This window comes from Aeromonas sp. (assembly GCF_050252055.1).
GTDB lineage: Bacteria > Pseudomonadota > Gammaproteobacteria > Enterobacterales > Aeromonadaceae > Aeromonas > Aeromonas caviae.
The window spans coordinates 391,848-412,208 of the sequence record NZ_JBFWLQ010000003.1 but is presented as its reverse complement, the minus strand read 5'-3'; the positions used below and the strand labels follow the sequence as shown (position 1 = coordinate 412,208).

Genomic DNA, 20,361 nt, shown 5'->3' with positions numbered 1-20,361 from the left:
GCTAAATATCCCCGTATTTCATGGTTGGGTCATGCCATGAGCCACGTTATGTTTCATCCATACCGCCAGCAAGCACTATGAAGGTTATCTCTACCGATAATTAATTTAAATTAAACATGATAACCGGCTGGTTTTATTTTGTGGTGGTTGGCAAGCGCTCTGGATGTTCATAAATATAACGAGGTGAATAATGAAAAAACGGCACTCCCTGTTTTTAATGGCGGCACTTCCGCTGGCACTGATGACATCGGTACAGGCACAGTCAAGCCTGGCCGAGATCCAGCGGGCCGGAGTGATCAAGATCGGCACCGAAGGGACCTATCCTCCCTTCACCTACCACGACAAGAGCGGCAAGCTGGTGGGCTTTGACGTGGAGATAGGCGAGCTGATTGCAAGCGGTCTGGGCGTGAAGCCGCAGTTCGTCGAGGGCAAGTGGGACGGGCTCATCGCCGGGGTGGACGCCAAGCGCTACGACCTGGTGCTCAACGAAGTGGCCATCACCCCTGAACGGTTGAAAAAATATGATTTTTCAGACCCCTACATCACCTCCAAGGCGGTGATCGTGGTGCACAGCGACAACCAAAGCATCAAGAGCTTTGCCGATCTGAAGGGCAAGAAATCCTCCCAGTCCCTGACCAGCAACTTCGCCCAGCTGGCGAAATCATCGGGCGCCGAGGTGGTGGCCACCGAGGGATTCAACCAGTCACTCGAACTGGTGCTGACCGGGCGGGTGGATGCCACCATCAACGACAGCCTCTCCTTCCTCGACTTCAAGAAACAGAAGCCGGATGCCAAATTGAAGGTGGCGGCCAGCGAGGCCAAGGGGGATCAATCTGCCGCCCTGCTCGCCAAGGGGCAACCCGAGTTGCTGGCTGCCATCAATCAGGCGCTGCGCAATGCTAAGCAGGATGGGGCATATCAGAAAATATCGCAGAAATATTTCGGCACCGACGTCTCGCAATAATATCGTGGCAACATAATAACTACTGAGGATATTAACGTGCCGGCCTGGTTGCAGTTAATGATCGACTCTTTTTGGCCCCTGCTCAGTGCGGGGCTTATTTTTACCGTGCCACTCACTCTGATTACCTTCGTGCTGGGAATCGTGCTCGGCTTGTCGGTGGCGCTGGCCAGATTATATGGTCCGGCTCCGCTGGTGATGCTGGTCCGCTTCTATGTCTGGCTTATTCGGGGCACGCCCCTGCTGGTGCAGCTGTTTCTGATCTTTTACGGTCTGCCGAGCGCCGGCATCGTGCTGGACGCCTTCACCGCCGCCGTCATCGGTTTCACCCTCAACATCGGTGCCTACAGCTCGGAGATCATTCGTGCCACCCTGGCGGCCATCCCCAAGGGGCAGTGGGAGGCGGCCTACTCCATCGGCATGAACTGGCCCCAGGTCATGTGGCGGGTGATCCTGCCGCAGGCGGCGCGTATCGCGGTGCCACCGCTCTCCAACACCTTCATCTCCCTGGTCAAAGACACGTCGCTGGCGGCGGCGGTGACCGTGCCCGAGCTGTTTCAGGCGGCCCAGCGGCTCGCCTCCGTCACCTATGAGCCGCTCATCCTCTATATCGAGACGGCCCTCATCTACCTGATGTTCAGCTCGGTACTCTCCACCCTGCAAGACAGGCTGGAGCAGCGACTGGCTCACAAAGAGACCCGGGAGGTCGCCCTATGATCCGCTTGAGTGGCATCGAGAAACAGTTTGCGGGGCAGCGCGTGTTGAAAGGGGTGGGGCTGGCGATGGCCGCGGGCAGCGTCACCGCCCTGATCGGTCCCTCCGGCAGCGGCAAGAGTACCTTGCTGCGCTGTGTGAACCTGCTGGAGCGACCCGATGCAGGCCAGTTGGTGCTGGGGGGCAGCGAGCTCGACTTTACCCGGCATCTGTCACGGCAAAGCGTGTTGGCCCTGCGCCAGCAGACCGGCATGGTGTTCCAGAATTTCCAGCTGTTCCCGCACATGACGGTGCTGGAGAACGTGATGGAAGGGTTGGTGACCGTGTTGAAGTGGCCCAGGGAGAGGGCAGTGGCGCGCGCCCTGCAACTGCTCGACAAGGTGGGGCTCAGGCACAAGGCCGAGGCGGTGCCTGCCACCCTCTCCGGCGGTCAGCAGCAGCGGGTCGCCATTGCCCGGGCGCTGGCGCCATCCCCCAAGGTGTTGCTCTGTGACGAGCCTACCTCGGCGCTGGATCCCGAGCTTGCCCAGGAGGTGGTGACCGTGCTGCGCCAGCTGGCCAGTGAGGGGACCACCATGCTGATCGCCACCCATGACTTGCGCCTTGCAGCCCAGATTGCGCAGCAGGTGATCTTCCTGGAGGCCGGGGAGGTGGTGGAGGCGGGCAGTGCGCGCCAGATGTTCACCACCCCAAAGCGGGCACGTACCTTCGAATACATCTCCACCCTCACCGAACGGCTGCCGGAGAGCTGGAGCATCTAGCCGGTTCTGGCGGATTGAGAGCGAGATAAAAAAACAGCCCCGCACGAGCGGGGCTGTTTGCATGGCTGCTTGGTTATGGCGGCAGATCACACGGCCAGGTAGTCCATGATCCCTTCGGCCGCCTTGCGACCCTCATAGATGGCGGTCACCACCAGATCCGAGCCGCGCACCGCGTCACCACCGGCGAACACCTTGGGGTTGCTGGTCTGGAAGGCGTACTCGGCCTTCTCGGGCGCCTTGATGCGATCCCGGCCGTCGAGCTCGACGCCGTGCTCTGCCATCCAGGGCTGGGGGTTGGGCTGGAAGCCGAACGCCATCACCACCGCATCGGCGGGCAGCACCTGCTCGGAGCCTTCAATGACCACAGGATTGCGGCGGCCATTGGCATCGGGGGCGCCGAGTTCTGTGCTCACCACCTTGATGCCGCAGGTGCGGCCGTGAGCGTCCAGTTCGACCCCGACAGGTTGCAGGTTGAACATGAATTCCACCCCTTCCTCCTGGGCGTTTTTCACCTCCCGCTTGGAGCCCGGCATGTTCTCGGCATCCCGGCGGTAGGCACAGATCACCCGATCGGCCCCCTGGCGGATGGCGGTGCGCACGCAGTCCATGGCGGTGTCGCCGCCCCCCAGCACCACTACCTGCTTGCCGGCGAAGTCGATGTAATCGGCTTGCGCCTTTTCAAAGCCCAGCAAGCGATTGGCGTTGGAGATGAGGTAGGGCAGGGCGTCGTAGACCCCCGGCGCCTCTTCGTTGGCAAAGCCGCCCTTCATGTACTTGTAGGTGCCGACCCCGAGGAAGACCGCATCGAACTCACCGAGCAGGTCGGCGAAGGTGACGTCACGGCCCACTTCGGTCTCGAGGCGAAACTCCACCCCCATCCCCTCGAAGATCTCGCGGCGGCGTTGCATCACCTCTTTCTCCAGCTTGAAGGAGGGGATACCGAAGGTGAGCAGGCCGCCGATCTCCGGGTACTTGTCGAACACCACAGGGGTGACGCCATTGCGTGCCAGCACGTCGGCACAGGCAAGGCCAGCTGGGCCCGCGCCAATGACGGCGACCCGCTTGCCGGTCTTGACCACCTTGGAGAGATCCGGGCGCCAGCCCATCTCGAACGCCTTGTCGGTGATGTATTTTTCGATGTTGCCGATGGTCACGGCGCCGAATCTGTCGTTGAGGGTGCAGGCACCCTCACACAGTCTGTCTTGTGGGCAAACGCGGCCACACACCTCCGGCAGGCTGTTGGTCTGGTGGGAGAGCTCCACCGCCTCCAGGATGCGTCCCTCGTTGGCCAGCTTCAGCCAGTTGGGGATGTAGTTGTGTACCGGGCACTTCCACTCGCAATAGGGGTTGCCGCAGTCGAGGCAGCGATCCGCCTGCATGCCGACCTGGGCCTGGTTGAAGGGCTCGTAGATCTCCACGAACTGGATCTTGCGGATCTTGAGCGGCTTCTTGGGCGGGTCGACCCGCTGGACATCGATAAACTGGAATACGTTCTGGCTCATAGGGTTCCCTCCTTATTGCGCCTGGATTCTGAGTTCTGCACTGGAACGGCTGGTGTGGCCAAGCAGCGATTTGACGTCGCTGGACTTGGGTTTGATCAGCCTGAACTTGGGCACATAGGAGTCGAAGTTGGCCAGGATCTCCTCGGCACGCGAGCTGCCTGTCTCGTTGAGGTGCGCCGTGATGATACCGCGCAGGTGCTCCTGGTGGATGGCCAGATCCGCCACCTCCAGCAGTTCGACCAGCTCGGGGTTGGTGCGCTTGGCAAAGTTGCCGCACTCGTCGAGCACGTAGGCGAAACCGCCTGTCATGCCCGCCGCGAAGTTGACACCGGTCTTGCCGAGCACGGTGACGATGCCGCCTGTCATGTATTCACAGCCGTTGTCGCCAATCCCCTCGACCACCGCCAAGGCCCCTGAGTTGCGCACCGCGAACCGCTCGCCGGCGGTCCCTGCGGCATAGAGCTTGCCGCCGGTGGCGCCATAGAGGCAGGTGTTGCCGATGATGGCCGCCTCGTGGGATTTGAACGCCACGCCGACGTGGGGTTTGATCACCAGCTTGCCGCCGGTCATCCCCTTGCCCACGTAGTCGTTGGCATCCCCGGTGAGGATCATCTCAAGGCCACCGGCGTTCCAGACGCCGAAGCTCTGGCCGGCGGTGCCGTTGAAGTGCACCTTGACCGGATCGGCCGCCATGCCCTGGTTGCCGTGGCGTTTGACGATTTCGCCGGACAGACGCGCACCCACGGAGCGGTCGGTGTTGCGGATGTCGTAGCGGAACTCGCCGCCACTCATGTTTTCCACCGCATCCAGCAGGTCTTCCACCATCTTGAGGTTCAAGGGCCCCTTGTCGAAGGTGGGGTTGTGCTGCTGGCTGAACAGACTGGAGCCTGCCGGTGCAACCGGGGCCGCCAGGATGCCGGACAAGTCCAGCTTGGCCTGACGGGCGGTGAGGCCGGGCAGCGCTTCCAGCAGGTCGGTACGACCGATGAGGTCGGTGAGCTGGGTGACGCCAAGCTCGGCCATCAGCTCGCGCGTCTCCTCGGCGATGAACTTGAAGTAGTTCATCACCATTTCCGGCAGGCCGGTGAAGTGTTCGCGGCGCAGCTTCTCATCCTGGGTGGCGACGCCGGTGGCGCAGTTGTTCAGGTGGCAGATACGCAGGTATTTGCAACCGAGTGCCACCATGGGGCCGGTACCGAAGCCAAAGCTCTCGGCGCCGAGGATGGCCGCCTTGATGATGTCGAGACCGGTCTTGAGACCGCCATCCACCTGCAGACGCACCTTGTGGCGCAGGCCATTGGCCACCAGCGCCTGCTGGGTTTCGGCCAGGCCCAGCTCCCAGGGAGAGCCGGCGTATTTGACCGAGGTGAGCGGGCTTGCGCCGGTGCCGCCGTCGTAGCCGGAGACGGTGATGAAGTCCGCATAAGCCTTGGCCACGCCACAGGCGATGGTGCCGACGCCAGGTTCGGACACCAGTTTCACTGACACCAGGCAGTTCGGGTTGATCTGCTTGATGTCGAAGATGAGCTGGGCCAGATCCTCGATGGAGTAGATGTCGTGGTGCGGCGGCGGGGAGATCAGGGTCACGCCGGGCACGGAGTAGCGCAGCTGGGCGATTTGCGCGGTGACCTTGTCACCGGGCAGCTGGCCCCCTTCGCCGGGCTTGGCGCCCTGGGCGACTTTTATCTGCACCACGTCCGCGTTCATCAGGTAGTGCGGGGTGACGCCAAAGCGACCGGAAGCCACCTGTTTGATGCGAGAGTTCTTCTCGGTACCAAAACGCTTGGGATCTTCACCGCCTTCGCCGGAGTTGCTCTGACCGCCGAGGCGGTTCATGGCGATGGCCAGGGCCTCGTGGGCCTCGGGGCCCAGGGCGCCGATGGACATGGCCGCGGAGTCGAAGCGGGGGAACAGCCTGGCGGCTGGCTCCACCTGATCCAGCGCAACCGGGGTGGTGCCCTGTTTGAGCGACAGCAGATCCCGCAGGGTCGCCACCGGGCGCTCGTTCACCAGACGGGCATACTCCTTGTAATCGGCGTAGTTGCCGGAGCGCACCGCCACTTGCAGGGTCTGCACCACGTCCGGGTTGTAGGTGTGGTACTCGCCACCGTGGACGAATTTCAGGAGGCCGCCCTGGGTCAGCGGCTTGCGGCCGAGCCAGGCCAGACGGGACAGATTGATCTGATCCTGCTGGATGTCGGCAAAGTCGGCACCCTGGATGCGGCTCGATACGCCGCGGAAGCAGAGTTCGACAACAGCCTTGGAGAGGCCGACGGCTTCGAACAGCTGGGAGCAGCGGTAGCTTGCCACCGTGCTGATGCCCATCTTGGACATCACCTTGTAGAGGCCCTTGTTGATGCCGTTGCGGTAGTTGAGCATGGCCTGGCGCAGGCTCATCTTGAGCACGCCTTCTTCTACCTGCTTGGCGAGGGTCTCGTAGGCGAGATAGGGGTAGATGGCGGTGGCGCCAAAGCCCAGCAGCACGGCGAAGTGGTGCGGGTCGCGCACGCTCGCGGTCTCCACCAGGATATTGGCGTCGCAGCGCAGGTTGTTGTCCACCAGGGTACGCTGCACCGCACCCACCGCCATGGCGGCCGGGATGGGCAGGGTATCCGGGCTGATGTCCCGGTCTGACAGCACCAGCAGCACCGCGCCGCTGCGGGCCGCTTCAGCTGCCTCGTGGCAGAGACGCTCGAGGGCGGCTTGCAGCCCCTCTTCGGGCAGGTAGTTGAGGCTCAGCACCGCATGGCGGTAGTGCTCCCCTTCCAGGGCCAGCAACTGATGGAAGTCGGAGTAGAGCAGGATCGGCGACTGGAACAGCACCCGGTGGGCGTGACCGAAGGTCTCGTTGAAGACGTTCTGCTCGCGGCCGATACAGGTGGCCAGGGACATGACGTGATTTTCCCGCAGGGGATCGATGGGCGGGTTGGTCACCTGGGCGAACATCTGGCGGAAGTAGTCGTACAGGGTACGCTGGCTGGAGGAGAGCACCGCCATCGGGGTGTCATCCCCCATGGAGCCCACCGCCTCCTGGCCATTCTCGCCGAGTACGCGGATCACCTGATCCAGCTCTTCAAAGGAGTAGCCGAACAGCTTCTGGTAAGTCTTGAGCCGGTCATCCGGGAATTCGCGCGATCCCGTGCTGGCATCGTCCATCTGCTCGAAGGGCACCAGGCGCTTGCAGTGCTTGTCCATCCACTGCTTGTAGGTGTGACGGCTCTTGAGATCGTCGTCAATTTCGAAGCTGGTCCAGATCTTGCCGTTGCTGGTATCGACCACGAACAGCTCCCCCGGGCCGACACGGCCCTTCTCCAGCACTTCGTCCGGGGTGTAGTCCCAGGTGCCCACTTCGGAGGCCAGCGTGATGAACTTGTCCTTGGTGATGACGTAACGTGCCGGACGCAGACCGTTTCTGTCGAGTGCGCAGGTAGCGTAGCGACCGTCGGTCATGACGATGCCGGCCGGGCCGTCCCAGGGCTCCATGTGCATGGAGTTGAAGTCGTAGAAGGCGCGCAGGTCGTCATCCATGTTCGGGTGCTTCTGCCACGCAGGCGGGATCAGCAGGCGCATGGCACGGAACAGGTCCATGCCGCCGGCCAGGAAGAGATCCAGCATGTTGTCGAGGCTGGAGGAGTCCGATCCCGTGGTGTTGACGAAGGGGGCGGCCTCTTGCAGATCCGGGATCAGCGGGGTGGCGAACTTGTAGCTGCGCGCCTTGGCCCACTGGCGGTTGCCGGCAATGGTGTTGATCTCGCCGTTGTGGGCGAGGTAGCGGAACGGCTGCGCCAGCGGCCAGCGCGGGCTGGTGTTGGTGGAGAAACGCTGGTGGAACACGCAGATGGCGGCCTGCATGCGGATGTCGGCCAGATCCAGATAGAAGCGCGGCAAATCCACCGGCATGCACAGTCCCTTGTAGACGGTGACCAGGTTGGAGAGGCTGACCACATAGAAGTAGTCGTCGCTGATGCGCTTCTCGATGCGGCGGCGCACGATATAGAGGCGGCGCTCGAGATCCTTGTCGACCCAGCCCGGGGGCGCGTTGACAAAGACCTGTTCAATACTGGGCAGGGACGCCTTGGCGATGGAACCGAGTACGTTGGTATCGATAGGCACCTTGCGCCAGCCGACCAGACTCAGGGTCTCTCTTTCCAGCTCCTCGTCGATGATGTCGCGAGTGGCCTGGGCCAGGATGGGATCGGGGTTGAGGAACAGCATGCCGACCGCGTAGTTGCGGCCCAGGTGCCATCCCTTCTCTTCGGCGACCGCTCTAAAGAAGCTGTCGGGTTTTTGCAGCAACAGGCCGCAGCCGTCGCCGGTCTTGCCATCGGCGGAGATACCGCCGCGGTGCTGCATGCGAGCCAAGGCTGACATCGCGAGACGGACAAGCTTGTGGCTGGCTTCCCCTTCCATGTGGGCCAACAGGCCGAAGCCACAGTTATCCCTCTCCAGCTTTGGATCATATAGTGACATTGCATTTCTCCCTTGCTCGGCCTTCCATCGCACTGTCATCAACAGACTGCATAAATTGCGATTGGCTCTTGTGGTTCCGTCCGCCTGAGGTGGCGAATCTCCAAACTAATGGGATTTTCGGGCAAGGTCAATTGGACATCCCGCTTGTTTGCAATGTTACATCGCCATAACAAAATGTGGGTTTTTGAGACTCAATCAGCATTTTCTTGTATTTATGACTGCCTTTTATTTGTTTGTTGGCTTTATATTCTGGTTATGGACGGTTTGGTGGTTGACTGCATGGTGGCGGGAAACTGTAGTAATTTTACAAAGTCATCTCTGGTGTGCTTGGCGGGGATCACATTTCAGGATCCTGCGTCTTGCATTTGTCCATAAGCAGACTAAACAGGATTTTTTCAGTAGTTACAGCCGGTTATGGGCGAGAGGTTATGACACTTTTCTCCAGGTTGCAGGAGTGACAGGTTGTCAAAAGTGACCGTGAATGCCGACTGTTGGGTATTTATCACATCTAACGTGAATATTTATATGATTTTTGGGTAGAGAGCGGGATTGATCCAGCGCAGCCTGCCCGCCGGGCTGCGTCGCTAGAATGACACCTCATTTCGGAGGTGTCATGCAGTTACACGAACTCATCAATACATTTGGCCAGGATCTCAAGCAACGCCACGGCCAGAAGATCCACAAACTCTCCATCCACGGGGCCTTTACCTGCCCAAACCGGGACGGCACCCTGGGCCGGGGTGGCTGCACTTTCTGCAATGTCTCCTCCTTTGCCGACGAGTCGGCCCAGCAACTCTCCGTGGTGCAGCAACTGCTGGCACGCCGGGACGAGGTGACCCGGGCCAGGCGCTATCTTGCCTACTTTCAGGCCTATACCAGTACTTATGCCGAAGTGGAGTACCTTCAGCGCATGTATGAAGAAGCCTTGTCGGTGAGCGACATGGTGGGGCTCTGCGTCGGAACTCGCCCTGATTGTGTACCCGATGCGGTGCTGGATCTGCTGGCAGGTTATCAGGCCAGAGGTTACGAGGTGTGGCTGGAGCTCGGGCTGCAAAGTGCCAACGACAAGACGTTGCAACGCATCAATCGGGGTCACGGCTATGCCGCTTATGCCGATGCCGTTACCCGAGCCCATCTGCGAGGCATCAAGGTGTGTGCCCATCTCATCGTCGGCCTGCCCGGCGAGGTGCCGATGGACAGCCTGGAAACCCTCCACCGTGTCGTGGAGACCGGCGTCGAGGGGATCAAGCTTCACCCACTGCATGTGGTGGAGGGGAGCACTCTTGGCAAGGCGTGGCAGGCGGGACGGCTGGATGTGTTGACGATGGAGCAGTATGTGGCGGCGGCGGTCGCCATGATCCAGTACACGCCGCCCGAGGTGGTCTATCACAGGGTCTCGGCGTCGGCGCGCCGCCCGACCCTGCTGGCCCCCGCCTGGTGCGAGAATCGCTGGAGCGCCATGACCGCCATTGCCGCGGCGCTGGCACGCTCAGGCCCTCAGGGACACTGCCTGGGACGCCCTTTTTCTCTCCCTTCCACAGGCGAGTGCCAACTCTAATTTCGTCAAAAAAACAGTGGGTTATTAGATGAAATTCAGTCTTTGGAGTATAGTTTCGTTCAAGTCACCTTGATAAGATGGTCGGCTTGAAAAAAGATATAGTTATCAATAACTCTTTGCAGTTTGTATACCGGGCGGGCTTTCTTCGTACCGGGTGGCATATTTGTTGGCAACATCAGGTGCCCGGCATGTCCCCTCCGTTTCCGGCATGAAAATCTGTGAGGGAGGCGAGACATGCAGTGTCCCGGCTCTGTGCGCTAATCGGGTTGTGGGTCTGGGTGGCGAGGTCTGTTCTGTTTTTCCGGATCGCCGCCGGGCTTTGTATATTCGGCCCCGAGACAACCTTCTGAATCATGTTTGATGGGATGCTATGCAAGCAGAAACCAGCCATATAGATGAACTGTTGGAGTGCCTGGTCTTTTTGACCCGCTTTTACGGGGTGCCCAACAGTCAGGATGCTCTCACCACCGGCTTGCCACTGGTCTCCGGGCGTCTCAGCACGGCGCTCTTCAGTCGTGCCGCCGAGCGGGGCGGTCTCTCTGCCCGCGAAGTGATCCAGCCCCTTGAACAGATCTCCTCCCTGCTGCTGCCCTGCGTCTTGCAGACGCGCAATGGCGGCGCCTGCATCTTGCTTGAATGGAATGAAGAACGGACCCAGGCGAGGGTCATCTTTCCCCAGGCCGGAGACGCGGCTCAATGGGTCAGTCTTGCCCAGCTGGGTGACGAGTACAATGGTCGTCTGTTCTACGTCAAGCGGCAGTTCAAGTTTGATGAGCGCTCGCCCAAAGTGCTGGAGACCCGTGATGGTCACTGGTTCTGGAGCACCTTGTTCGAGTCCCGTGGTATCTATCGGGATGTGCTGGTGGCCTCGATCCTCATCAACCTGTTTGCCATCGCCAGCCCCCTGTTCACCATGAACGTCTATGACAAGATTGTGCCCAACCTGGCATTCGACTCCCTCTGGGTGCTGGCGGTTGGAGCCATGGTGGTGTTCACCTTCGACTTCGTGATGCGCCAGCTGCGCAGCTACTTCATCGATATTGCAGGCAAGAAATCCGACGTGCTGTTGTCGGCCAAAATCTTTGCCAAGGTGATGGGCATGAAGATGGAGTCCAGGCCTGCGTCGACCGGTGCCTTTGCCAAGCACTTGCAGGAGTTTGAATCGGTGCGCGAGTTTTTCACGTCGGCCACCGTCTCCACCCTGATCGATCTGCCGTTTGCCATCTTCTTCCTCTTCATCATCTGGATTTTCGCCGGTGTCATGGTGGTGGTGCCCATCATCGCCATCCTGATCCTGGTGGCCTACAGCTTCTACATTCAGGCACCGCTGAAGCAATCCATCGAGGAGGGCTCCCGGCTCGCCTCCCAGAAGAACGCCAATCTGATCGAAAGCATCTCGGGCCTTGAGACCGTGAAGATTTTCGGGGCCGAGAGCATGTTCCAGCACCGCTGGGAGCAGGCGGTGTCCCACATCTCGACCTGGGGCGTGCAGACCCGGCGCATCACCAACTCCATGTCTTCTCTGGCGAGCTACATCCAGCAGGTGGTGACAGTGGGACTGGTGATCGTCGGTGTTTACCAGATCTCGGAAGGATTGGTGACCATGGGGGGCATGATAGCGGCCGTGATGCTGTCGAGCCGGGCCATCGCCCCCATGGTGCAGCTGTCGGTGCTCTCCACCCGCTACAATCAGGCCAAGTCGGCGCTCGAGATCCTGGAGAAGATCATGATGACGCCGGGTGAGCAGGAGGAGGGCAGGCAGTACATCCACCATCCGGTCATCCAGGGGCGCATCGAGTTTGAAAATGTCTCCTTCAAGTATCCGGGCATGGAGAGCAGTACCCTGCACAACATCAACCTGCGCATCGAGCCGGGTGAGAAGGTGGCCATCATTGGACGCATCGGTGCGGGTAAAACCACGCTGGAGAAATTGCTGATGGGTCTCTATCGCCCGACTGATGGCCTAGTGCGTCTGGATGGCTTTGAGCTGGACCAACTGCCGCCGACCATCATTCGCCGCAACATCGGCTGCGTGCCGCAAGATGTGACCCTCTTCTTTGGTTCCGTGCGGGACAATATCATGCTGGGTAATCCCCTGGTGGATGATGCCCGTGTCTTGCGCGCCGCCAAGCGGGCCGGGGTCACCAACTTTACCAACCGGGATCCCAACGGCCTCGACAGACAGATAGGCGAAGGGGGACGTCAGCTCTCCGGTGGCCAGCGTCAGTCCATCCTGCTGGCGCGCGCCCTGCTCAACGATCCCCCCATTCTGGTGATGGACGAGCCGACCTCCAACATGGACAACCAGTCAGAGATGCACGTGAAGCAGGAGCTGGCGCGGCTCGGCCCCGAAACCACCCTTATCCTCATCACCCACAAGACCTCCATGCTGGATGTCGCTTCCCGGGTCATCGTCGTGGAGCAGGGGAAGATAGTGGCGGACGGTCCCAAAGAGGTGGTGTTGCAGCAATTGAAGGAAGGCAAGGTGCGGGTGCAGGAGACGGCGAATGGCTAACCACTGGTTCAAGAAAACGCCCTCAGATGCGGTCTTGCCTGCACCCGAACATCTCGAGTACGTGGATGACGGCGCCGCCGCCGTGCTGCTGACGACGCCCACCCGTGCCAGAGTCCTGCTGTGGGCCTGCTTCCTGTTTTTTGTCAGCGCCATCGTCTGGGCCGCCTGGGCAGAGCTGGATGAAGTGACAGTCGGCCAGGGCAAGGTGATACCGTCGCGCCAGTTGCAGGTGATCCAGAACCTGGAAGGGGGGATCGTCAAGGAGATCTTCGTCAAGGAGGGGGACATCGTCGAGAAGGGGCAGCCATTGCTGCGCATCGACGATACCCGCTTCAAGTCGGATTTTCGCGAACGGGAGCAGGAGCTGGTCACCCTCAAGGGGGATATCGCCCGCCTGCGCGCCGAAATTCGCAGCGTGGTGGTCAAGAACGAACCCAACCTGGGGTGGCGTGAGCAGGTAGCCATCGACAAGCAACCCATAGAGTTCCCCGAAGGGTACGAGAATGTCTTTGCCGAATATGCCGCCCGTGAAAGGTCGGTGCAGGAGGCGCGGTTAAACAACCTCAAGAACCAGCTTTACATTCTGGGACAGCAGATCGAGCAGAAAGAGCAGGAGACCATAGAGCTCAATGCCAAGATCCGGACCGTGGGCCGCAGCGTTGATTTGGCTCGTCAGGAGCTGAACATCAGCCGTCCTCTCGCAAAAGAGGGTATAGTTCCTCAAGTGGAGCTAATTAAACTGGAGCGGCAGGTCAACGAAATGCAAGGGGAGCTGGAGGCGAACCGCCTGCTGGTGCCCAAGCTCAACTCGGTACTGCGGGAGACCATCTCGAAGCGAAATGATATCGCCCTGAAATTCCGGGCGGACTCCCAGACCGAGCTGAACGAACGTCAAGGCAAGTTGAGCCAGTTGTCGGAGGGTCAGGTCGGCCTCAGGGACAGAGTCGATCGTACCAGTGTGATTGCGCCTCTCAAGGGGACCATCAAAAAGCTCAAGATTAATACGCTGGGTGGGGTCGTTCAGCCGGGCATGGACCTGATGGAGATAGTGCCGCTGGAAGACACCCTGCTGGTTGAAGCCAAGGTGTCGCCCAAGGACATCGCGTTCCTCAGACCCGGACTGGAGGCCGTGGTCAAGATAACTGCCTATGATTTCACTATTTATGGAGGTTTACATGGCAAGGTTGAACAGATAAGTGCCGACTCAATCCAGGATGAGGAGGGCAATTCCTTCTATCTGGTGCGAGTACGAACCGAGAAGAGTTATCTGGGCGATGAGCTTAACGCACTTCCCATCATCCCCGGTATGTTAGCCAGTGCAGATATTATTACTGGTAAAAAAAGTGTCCTAGACTACTTGCTGAAACCCATCTTGAGGGCTAAGCAGTCGGCACTGAGAGAACGATAAGCCAACAATCTAAAAACAACATGACTGGAGATACCATGAAGAAGACGATTGTTGCCATGCTGGTTAGTGGCACCATACTGTTCCCGGGCCTGAGCCAGGCACAGACGCTGGAACAGTCAGTGGCGCAGTCACTGGCTACCCATCCGAAAATCAAGGAAGCTTTTGATCTCTATCAGGCACGACTGTATCAGCATGATGGAGCCAAGGGCGGCTATTACCCCACCATTGATCTGCGTGGTGGCGTCGGTTACGAGAAGACTGACAGTCCCTCGACCCGTGCCGCAGGTCCGAATTCACAGACGATCGATGACTCCATGACGCGCAAGGAGGCCGGGATCAGCCTTCGCCAGATGCTGTTTGACGGCTTTGATGTCAGCAGCAACGTGGCACGGACCGATGCCGCCGCCCAGGCCCAGCGCCTGGCGATGATCTCCGAGGCGGAGAACACGGCCCTGCGCGTGGCCGAGGTCTATCTCAACATGCTGCGTCAGCAGGAGATCCTGGAGCTGTCCAAGCAGAACCTTGAAACCCACGAGCAGATCCGCAGTGACATCCAGAAACGGACCGACTCCGGTCTTGGGTCGACCGCTGACCAGACCCAGATCGACGGTCGTGTGGCTCGGGCTTACTCCAATCAGGCGGCGGCGGAGAACAACTATCGGGATGCCGAGAGCGAGTTTATCCGTGTCGTCAATGAAGTGCCCAAGGATCTCGTTCAGCCAGTACCGAACACCCAGCTCCTGCCCGCAACACTGGAAGATGCGCTGAAGACGGCAACAGAGGTTCACCCGACCCTGCTGTCATCCCTGCAGGACATCGAAGAGGCGAAGTACCAGCATGAAGGCTCCAAGTCAGGGTTCTACCCGAACGTAGCCTTTGAAGTGGATCAGAACTGGAACGAGGACATCGATGCGGTCAAAGGCCGTAACGACGATCTCACCGCCATGGTCCGGATGCGTTACAACCTGTTCCGCGGTGGGTCCGATCTGGCAGAAAGTAAGGCAACCTCTGCGCTCTATTCCCAGGCCAAAGACATTCACATGAATGCCTTCCGTCAGGTGGAAGAGGGGACCCGCCTCGCCTGGAACGCCAAAGAGTCGCTGGCAAAGCAAAAAGTCTTCCTCAAAGAGCACGTGGACGCCAGCTATGACACCGTACAGGCGTACAAGAAGCAATTCGGCCTGGGCCAACGGACCTTGCTGGACGTGCTGAACACGGAGAACGAACTGTTCGAGGCTCGCCGCAGCTACATCACTGCCGAGTACGACTCCCTGTTGGCGGATTATCGTATCCTCAATGCCACCGGTGGTCTGCTCAATGCTCTGAATGTGCAGCAACCGGCTGAATGGCAGGCCAACAACAACTGATGGCCCTGCCACTGATGTCATATCAGGCAAGGGGAATGGCTGCAGCGTGCTGCAGTCATTCTTTTATGCGTCCGGCGGTCAGGGGATGATGGCGGCGTCATGACACAGAAAGAAGTGGCATCGACAGGCTGGAGCCGACGTGATGGGTATCGAGCTGTCGCAGGTGCACGTGCGCCCTGGCGGGTTCGCCTGCTGTGGCTGGCCCTGCTGGCGATCCCCCTGCTGCTCAGCGCCAGCCAGCCTCTCTCACCGGAGGATATGAAACTGGTCAAGCGCGCGGAGGAGACCTATGGCCCCAGGGCTGGCAAACGGGTCACCAGCTGGCGCACTTTGGCAATGCAGAACAAGGCGGCGGGGCTGACGGATCGGCAGAAGCTGGAGAAGGTGAACCAGTTCTTCAACCAGATGCGTTTCATCGATGACATCAAGTTGTGGCACAAGAAGGATTATTGGGCGACACCGCTGGAATTTCTGGGCGCAGCGGGGGGAGATTGTGAAGACTTCAGCATTTCCAAGTATTTTACCTTGCTGGAACTTGGCATCCCTGATGAAAAAATGCGAATGGTATATGTCAAGGCATTGGATTATAACCAGTTTCATATGGTCGTTGCCTACTATGAGACGCCTGCGGCAGTACCCCTGATTCTGGACAATCTTGTCGGATCAATTCGCCCGGCGACCCAACGGGCGGATTTGTTGCCAATTTACAGTTTTAACGGTAGTCACTTGTGGCTGATGAAGGCGCGTGGTCAAGGGGAACTGGCCGGGCAATCATCCCGCTTGGGATTATGGACAGACTTACGCAATCGCATGACATCGGGGCGATTGGCTCGGCCTGCGGTCAATTTGGATGATTAACCTATGACGCTCTACAGACAACTATTGGCAACCATGCTGCTGCTGTTCGGATTGCTGTTTGCCGCCACCTATTGGGTGCAATTCAATTCGACCCGCAACTACCTGGCGCAGCAGCAGGAGACCACCGTCATCAATACGTCCACCGCACTGGGTCTGGCGCTGACCCCCTATCTGGAGAACGGCGACAAGGTCAGTGCCGAATCCGTGATCAAGGCGGTGTTCGACGGGGGTTACTACAAGCTGGTCCGTCTCGATCTGCTGGCCTCCAAGGATGTCATCGAGCTGGAGAACAGCAGCCATATCGAAGGGGTCCCACAGTGGTTCATTGGGCTGGATCTGTTCCCTGAAGTGGCCAATGAATCGATTTTGACGTCGGGTTGGCTGCAACTGGGCAAGCTGAAGGTCGTCGGCCACCCTGGACAAGCCTACTACGAGCTTTGGAAAGGAATGAGCGAACTGGCCACCTGGTTCCTGGTCGGCTTTCTCGTCACCACTCTCTTGCTGATGCGGGCGCTCAATTATCTGCTCAAACCGCTCAAGCTGATTTGCGATCAGGCGGTTGAAATCGAGCTGCACCATTTCGGCCACGCCATTCCCGAGCCCAAGACCCGCGAGCTGCGGCAAGTGGTACAGGCCATCAATACCCTTTCCAGCAAGCTCGCCGTACAGTTCAAGGAGCAGGCCGACGAAGCCGAGAATCTGCGAGCCCGTGTCTATGTGGATGCCGTCTCCGGGCTTGGCAACCGCTCTTACTTCGTCGGGCAGGTCAATGCCTGGATTGCGGAGGCCGGGCAGGGCGGGGTCATGCTGGTGGCCGTCGACATGCTGGACGATCTCTATCGGGAAGAGGGCTTTGCTGCAAGGGACAACATGGTCAAGTCCATTGCACAGGTGCTCAGGGAACTGCTGGATGGCTGGGATGGCGCGGCACTGGCCCGGATCTCGGCGACGGAGTATGCCTTGCTCTGCCCCACCGATGATCTGTCTCAGCTCAAGGAGCTGGCGGAGCTCATCAACAGCCGTATCGCCGATCTGGTTGTCAATCCCATGGGAGAAAGCGGTGCGCTGTCCGTCGTCGGCATCGCCGGCCGTGATGGCAATGACGATCTCTCGGCCCTGCTGACGAAGGCGGATAACGCCCTTGGCAAAGCGCGCAATGAGCGGCGCGGTGCCGTCGTGATGGAAGGCGGCAATGAGCAGGGACTGATGGGACGCCTTGCCTGGCGAGACCTGGTGCAGGATGCCATTGCCAGACATCTCTGGCGCTTCAAGGCACAGCCTGCATGCCGCTTCGATGATGGTACCCGCCTGCATGCCGAGTTGTTCGCGGCCATCTCGCGAGATGGAACGGATTACTTCGCAGGGCAGTTCTTGCCTGCGATCGAGCAGTTCAAGATGGGGGCCGAGTTTGACAAGGCGGTGCTGGAAGCCTGCGTCCCCTTGTTCAAGCAGCAACCGGAATTGGTGTTGGCAGTCAATATCACGGCGGGTTCTCTCTGTTCGGATGAGTTCCTGACATGGCTCAGAGGCTATCTGTCGCTGAACGTGGAGCTGAAGGAGCGACTGCTGTTCGAAATCCCGGAAGTGGCCATCATGAAACACAAAGAGTATGTGACTCATCTGGTTGAGCTATTGCGAGAGCACGGCTTCTTGTGGGGGGTCGATCACTATGGCCGGCACTTCCAGTCCCTCGGCTATCTGGAAGAGCTGACCCCCGCTTATGTCAAGGTGGACCACGGGTATACCAGCCAGGTCATGGAACCAGGCGCCGATACCTCCTTCCTGGCGGCTGTCTGTCGGGCTGCCCACAATGCGGGTGTCACGACCATCGCCACCCGGGTGGAAGATCAACGGCAGGTTGAATTGTTGTCCAGTTTGCATATCGATGGTTATCAGGGGTTCGTTCACCCTGCATTTCCACTGGCATAAGCGGTACAACTCGATAGAAAGGGGCCCATTAAGGGCCCTTTTTTATATCTGTTTAGAATATGTACATCATTTTTACGCGACATATAGGTAATATCACTAAAACTCGCGCTGTTACTTAATTGATTTTTATATGTAAAAAATATTCGTTCGATTCGCTGCATCGGATGAAGTCAAAGAGACTCAACCCTGTACATTTTTGCAACGGAAGCAGGACGGGGGCGTATCTAGAGTGTAGGCATCAAGATCTGTCACCCTGGAGCAATGGATATGCGCACCCAAATCATCGACAAAACCGTGGTCGTCTCTTCCGTAGAAGGCAACGTTCAGATCCTGCTTGCCGATGGCAGCAGTCGTCCTCTCCAGCCTGGCGAGATACTGCAGCCTGGCGCCAGACTCAATATCGCTGATGATGCCAAATTGATGCTGGCTCCCTACGATGACAAACCTGCAGCGGACAATGGTGTTCCGGCAGGGACAGAGATGCCTCCAGAGGGGCAATCGTCCTCATCGGTTGCCAATCATCAGCAAGGCTCGCCTGAAGTGTCGCCAGAAATTGCGGCGTTGCAACAATCCATCCTGCAAGGGGTTGACCCGACCAAGAACTTCGAAGCCTCTGCTGCCGGTGGGGCACCTGCCGCCGGTGGTGGTGGCGGTATCGGCGGGGTCGCAGGGGCCAGTGGCAATGGTGGTTTTGTTGTCATAGACCGCATCGGAGATGCGACCATAGCCGAGGCCGGATTCGATACCGGCTATGACACGTTGATCGATCAGAATGTGCTGCAGGAAGACGATCTTCTGCCCGAGAATCAGCTCGATGATCAGGATGAGTCTGTTGTCACCCAGGAAGATCAGGCCATCAGTGGCAATGTGCTCGACAACAGCAACAATCCGGATGGTCCCCTTGATTCGTCTGTCATTTCCTATAGCTGGGGCAGCAATCAGGGAATTGCTGCTGGCGTTGAGAGCACGCTGGATGGGATTGGTACGCTGATCATCAATGCCGACGGCTCCTATACCTTTACCCCCGCGCTGAACTACACAGGGCCTGTACCTGCGGTCAATTACACCGTAACGGATGGGGATGATACCAACGACTCCACTCTGACTATCACCATCACCCCTGTAGATGAGCCTGTCTCGCTGAATGGATTGCAGGTCGAGGGTGGTGAGCTTGTCCTTGATGAAGCCGCATTGCCGGATGGCTCAGCCTCCGATGGCGCAGCCTTGACCAAGAGCAGTACCTTTACATTCAATGCGGCAGATGGAGTACAAAGCCTGACGCTGGGAGGTGTGACGCTGATCAGCAATGGCCAGGTCTTGACCACCTTCCCCCAGGGGATCCCCAGTCCTTTGGGAAATCAACTGCTGGTGACCAGCGTCAGCTACAACCCGGTGACAGGGGTTGGCAGCGTGACCTACAGCTACACCCTGAACGATAACGAAACACATAACAAACCTGCAAATGATGGGGCTCTGACGGAGAGCTTCAACGTTGTGTTGACGGACCTCGATGGCGACACGACCAGTGCAGGGCTGGATGTCGTGGTGCTGGACGACGTGCCGACGGCGGTGAGCGACGTCAACCCGACGGCGGCGAGCGAGAACAACCTGGTCCTCAATGGCAACGTCATCACCAACGACGTGCAGGGGGCGGATGGCGCGGCAGTGACCGCGGGCACCCTGAGCGGGACCTACGGCAGCCTGGTGCTCAATGCCAACGGCACCTACACCTACACCCTCAACCCGAACGACGGTGACTTCAAGGCGCTGACCGGGGGCGGGGTGGGCAGCGAAGTGTTCACCTACACCCTGACGGATGCGGATGGAGACGTGAGCACGGCAACCCTGACCCTGACCATCAAGAACGACGATGACGGGGTGACCATCACCAACCTGACGCCCAAGGGCGAGGGCGGGGATGCGAAGGTGTACGAGGACGACCTGCTGGCGACCCGCGGCGAGAACGAATCGGCGGGGTCGGACAGCAGCAAGGAGTCGACCACGGTGACGGGGGACTTCACCATCAGCGCGCCGGACGGGGTGAAGACCCTGAGCGTGGGTGGCATCAACATCGTGGTGAACGGGGTGGTGGCGGGCTTCCCGCTGAGCGGGGTGACCACGCCGCTGGGCAACACCCTGACCATCACCGGGTACAACCCGGCGACGGGGCTGGTGAGCTACAGCTACACCCTGAACGACAATGAGGCGCACCCGACGGCGAACGGCAACAACAGCCTGTTCGAAGACTTCGCGGTGAGCCTGGTGGACAGCGACGGGGATTCGGCCTCGAACACCCTGAGCGTGCAGATCGTGGATGA

The 20,361-nt window shown here is 59.3% G+C and carries 12 protein-coding genes; 10 read left to right on the top strand and 2 right to left on the bottom strand.

The window, feature by feature from the left end; all coding sequences use genetic code 11:
* Positions 1 to 190: 190 nt before the first annotated feature.
* The 3 genes from AB7E19_RS07875 to AB7E19_RS07865 are packed head-to-tail and all read left to right on the top strand — an operon-like array spanning position 191 to position 2,436.
* A complete protein-coding gene (locus AB7E19_RS07875; protein WP_042879441.1) occupies positions 191 to 964 on the top strand; it encodes an amino acid ABC transporter substrate-binding protein in 774 nt (257 codons plus the stop codon).
* Between the two features lie 57 nt (positions 965 to 1,021).
* Positions 1,022 to 1,678, top strand: a complete 657-nt coding sequence (locus AB7E19_RS07870) for an amino acid ABC transporter permease (protein ID WP_174217478.1) — start codon at positions 1,022 to 1,024, stop codon at positions 1,676 to 1,678.
* Positions 1,675 to 2,436 carry an amino acid ABC transporter ATP-binding protein gene (locus AB7E19_RS07865; RefSeq protein ID WP_042864046.1) on the top strand — a complete coding sequence of 254 codons (762 nt, stop codon included), beginning with the start codon at positions 1,675 to 1,677 and terminating at the stop codon, positions 2,434 to 2,436. The genes AB7E19_RS07870 and AB7E19_RS07865 overlap by 4 nt, the downstream gene beginning before the upstream one ends.
* Before the next feature lie 86 nt (positions 2,437 to 2,522).
* On the opposite strand, the gene AB7E19_RS07860 is transcribed toward AB7E19_RS07865, so the two are convergent.
* Both AB7E19_RS07860 and gltB read right to left on the bottom strand, forming a co-directional pair.
* The gene (locus AB7E19_RS07860; protein WP_039040371.1) at positions 2,523 to 3,938 is read right to left on the bottom strand and encodes an FAD-dependent oxidoreductase; all 1,416 of its coding nucleotides are present in this window, start codon (positions 3,936 to 3,938) and stop codon (positions 2,523 to 2,525) included.
* Positions 3,939 to 3,950: 12 nt separating this feature from the next.
* Positions 3,951 to 8,408 carry a glutamate synthase large subunit gene (gene gltB, locus AB7E19_RS07855; RefSeq protein ID WP_042014659.1) on the bottom strand — a complete coding sequence of 1,486 codons (4,458 nt, stop codon included), beginning with the start codon at positions 8,406 to 8,408 and terminating at the stop codon, positions 3,951 to 3,953.
* Positions 8,409 to 9,021: 613 nt separating this feature from the next.
* Between gltB and AB7E19_RS07850 the strand changes: the two genes are divergently transcribed.
* The 7 genes from AB7E19_RS07850 to AB7E19_RS07820 form a co-directional block, all read left to right on the top strand.
* Entirely contained in the window at positions 9,022 to 9,966 is a 945-nt protein-coding gene (locus AB7E19_RS07850) for a TIGR01212 family radical SAM protein (RefSeq protein WP_322131554.1), read from the top strand.
* A 370-nt stretch (positions 9,967 to 10,336) separates the two neighbouring features.
* Positions 10,337 to 12,481, top strand: coding sequence for a type I secretion system permease/ATPase (locus AB7E19_RS07845; RefSeq protein ID WP_039040368.1), 2,145 nt, complete (start codon positions 10,337 to 10,339; stop codon positions 12,479 to 12,481).
* On the top strand, positions 12,474 to 13,889 hold the full coding sequence (locus AB7E19_RS07840; protein WP_113070080.1) for an HlyD family type I secretion periplasmic adaptor subunit: 1,416 nt from the start codon (positions 12,474 to 12,476) through the stop codon (positions 13,887 to 13,889). Before AB7E19_RS07845 ends, AB7E19_RS07840 begins: the two co-directional genes overlap by 8 nt.
* A 35-nt stretch (positions 13,890 to 13,924) precedes the next feature.
* Positions 13,925 to 15,256 carry a TolC family outer membrane protein gene (locus tag AB7E19_RS07835; RefSeq protein ID WP_010675164.1) on the top strand — a complete coding sequence of 444 codons (1,332 nt, stop codon included), beginning with the start codon at positions 13,925 to 13,927 and terminating at the stop codon, positions 15,254 to 15,256.
* Between the two features lie 114 nt (positions 15,257 to 15,370).
* On the top strand, positions 15,371 to 16,114 hold the full coding sequence (locus AB7E19_RS07830; RefSeq protein WP_372587717.1) for a transglutaminase-like cysteine peptidase: 744 nt from the start codon (positions 15,371 to 15,373) through the stop codon (positions 16,112 to 16,114).
* Between the two features lie 3 nt (positions 16,115 to 16,117).
* Entirely contained in the window at positions 16,118 to 18,043 is a 1,926-nt protein-coding gene (locus tag AB7E19_RS07825) for an EAL domain-containing protein (RefSeq protein ID WP_201888342.1), read from the top strand.
* A gap of 267 nt (positions 18,044 to 18,310) precedes the next feature.
* Positions 18,311 to 20,361: retention module-containing protein (locus AB7E19_RS07820; protein WP_427934880.1), on the top strand; the 2,051-nt coding region annotated here is incomplete at its 3' end.

Excerpts from the sequence above, each read along its gene's own strand:
- AB7E19_RS07840 (WP_113070080.1), top strand. The coding sequence starts at position 12,474 with ATGGCTAACCACTGGTTCAAGAAAACGCCCTCAGATGCGGTCTTGCCT.
- AB7E19_RS07865 (WP_042864046.1), top strand. The coding sequence starts at position 1,675 with ATGATCCGCTTGAGTGGCATCGAGAAACAGTTTGCGGGGCAGCGCGTG.
- gltB (WP_042014659.1), bottom strand. The coding sequence starts at position 8,408 with ATGTCACTATATGATCCAAAGCTGGAGAGGGATAACTGTGGCTTCGGC.
- AB7E19_RS07850 (WP_322131554.1), top strand. The coding sequence starts at position 9,022 with ATGCAGTTACACGAACTCATCAATACATTTGGCCAGGATCTCAAGCAA.
- AB7E19_RS07875 (WP_042879441.1), top strand. The coding sequence starts at position 191 with ATGAAAAAACGGCACTCCCTGTTTTTAATGGCGGCACTTCCGCTGGCA.
- AB7E19_RS07835 (WP_010675164.1), top strand. The coding sequence starts at position 13,925 with ATGAAGAAGACGATTGTTGCCATGCTGGTTAGTGGCACCATACTGTTC.
- AB7E19_RS07825 (WP_201888342.1), top strand. The coding sequence starts at position 16,118 with ATGACGCTCTACAGACAACTATTGGCAACCATGCTGCTGCTGTTCGGA.
- AB7E19_RS07845 (WP_039040368.1), top strand. The coding sequence starts at position 10,337 with ATGCAAGCAGAAACCAGCCATATAGATGAACTGTTGGAGTGCCTGGTC.
- AB7E19_RS07860 (WP_039040371.1), bottom strand. The coding sequence starts at position 3,938 with ATGAGCCAGAACGTATTCCAGTTTATCGATGTCCAGCGGGTCGACCCG.
- AB7E19_RS07870 (WP_174217478.1), top strand. The coding sequence starts at position 1,022 with ATGATCGACTCTTTTTGGCCCCTGCTCAGTGCGGGGCTTATTTTTACC.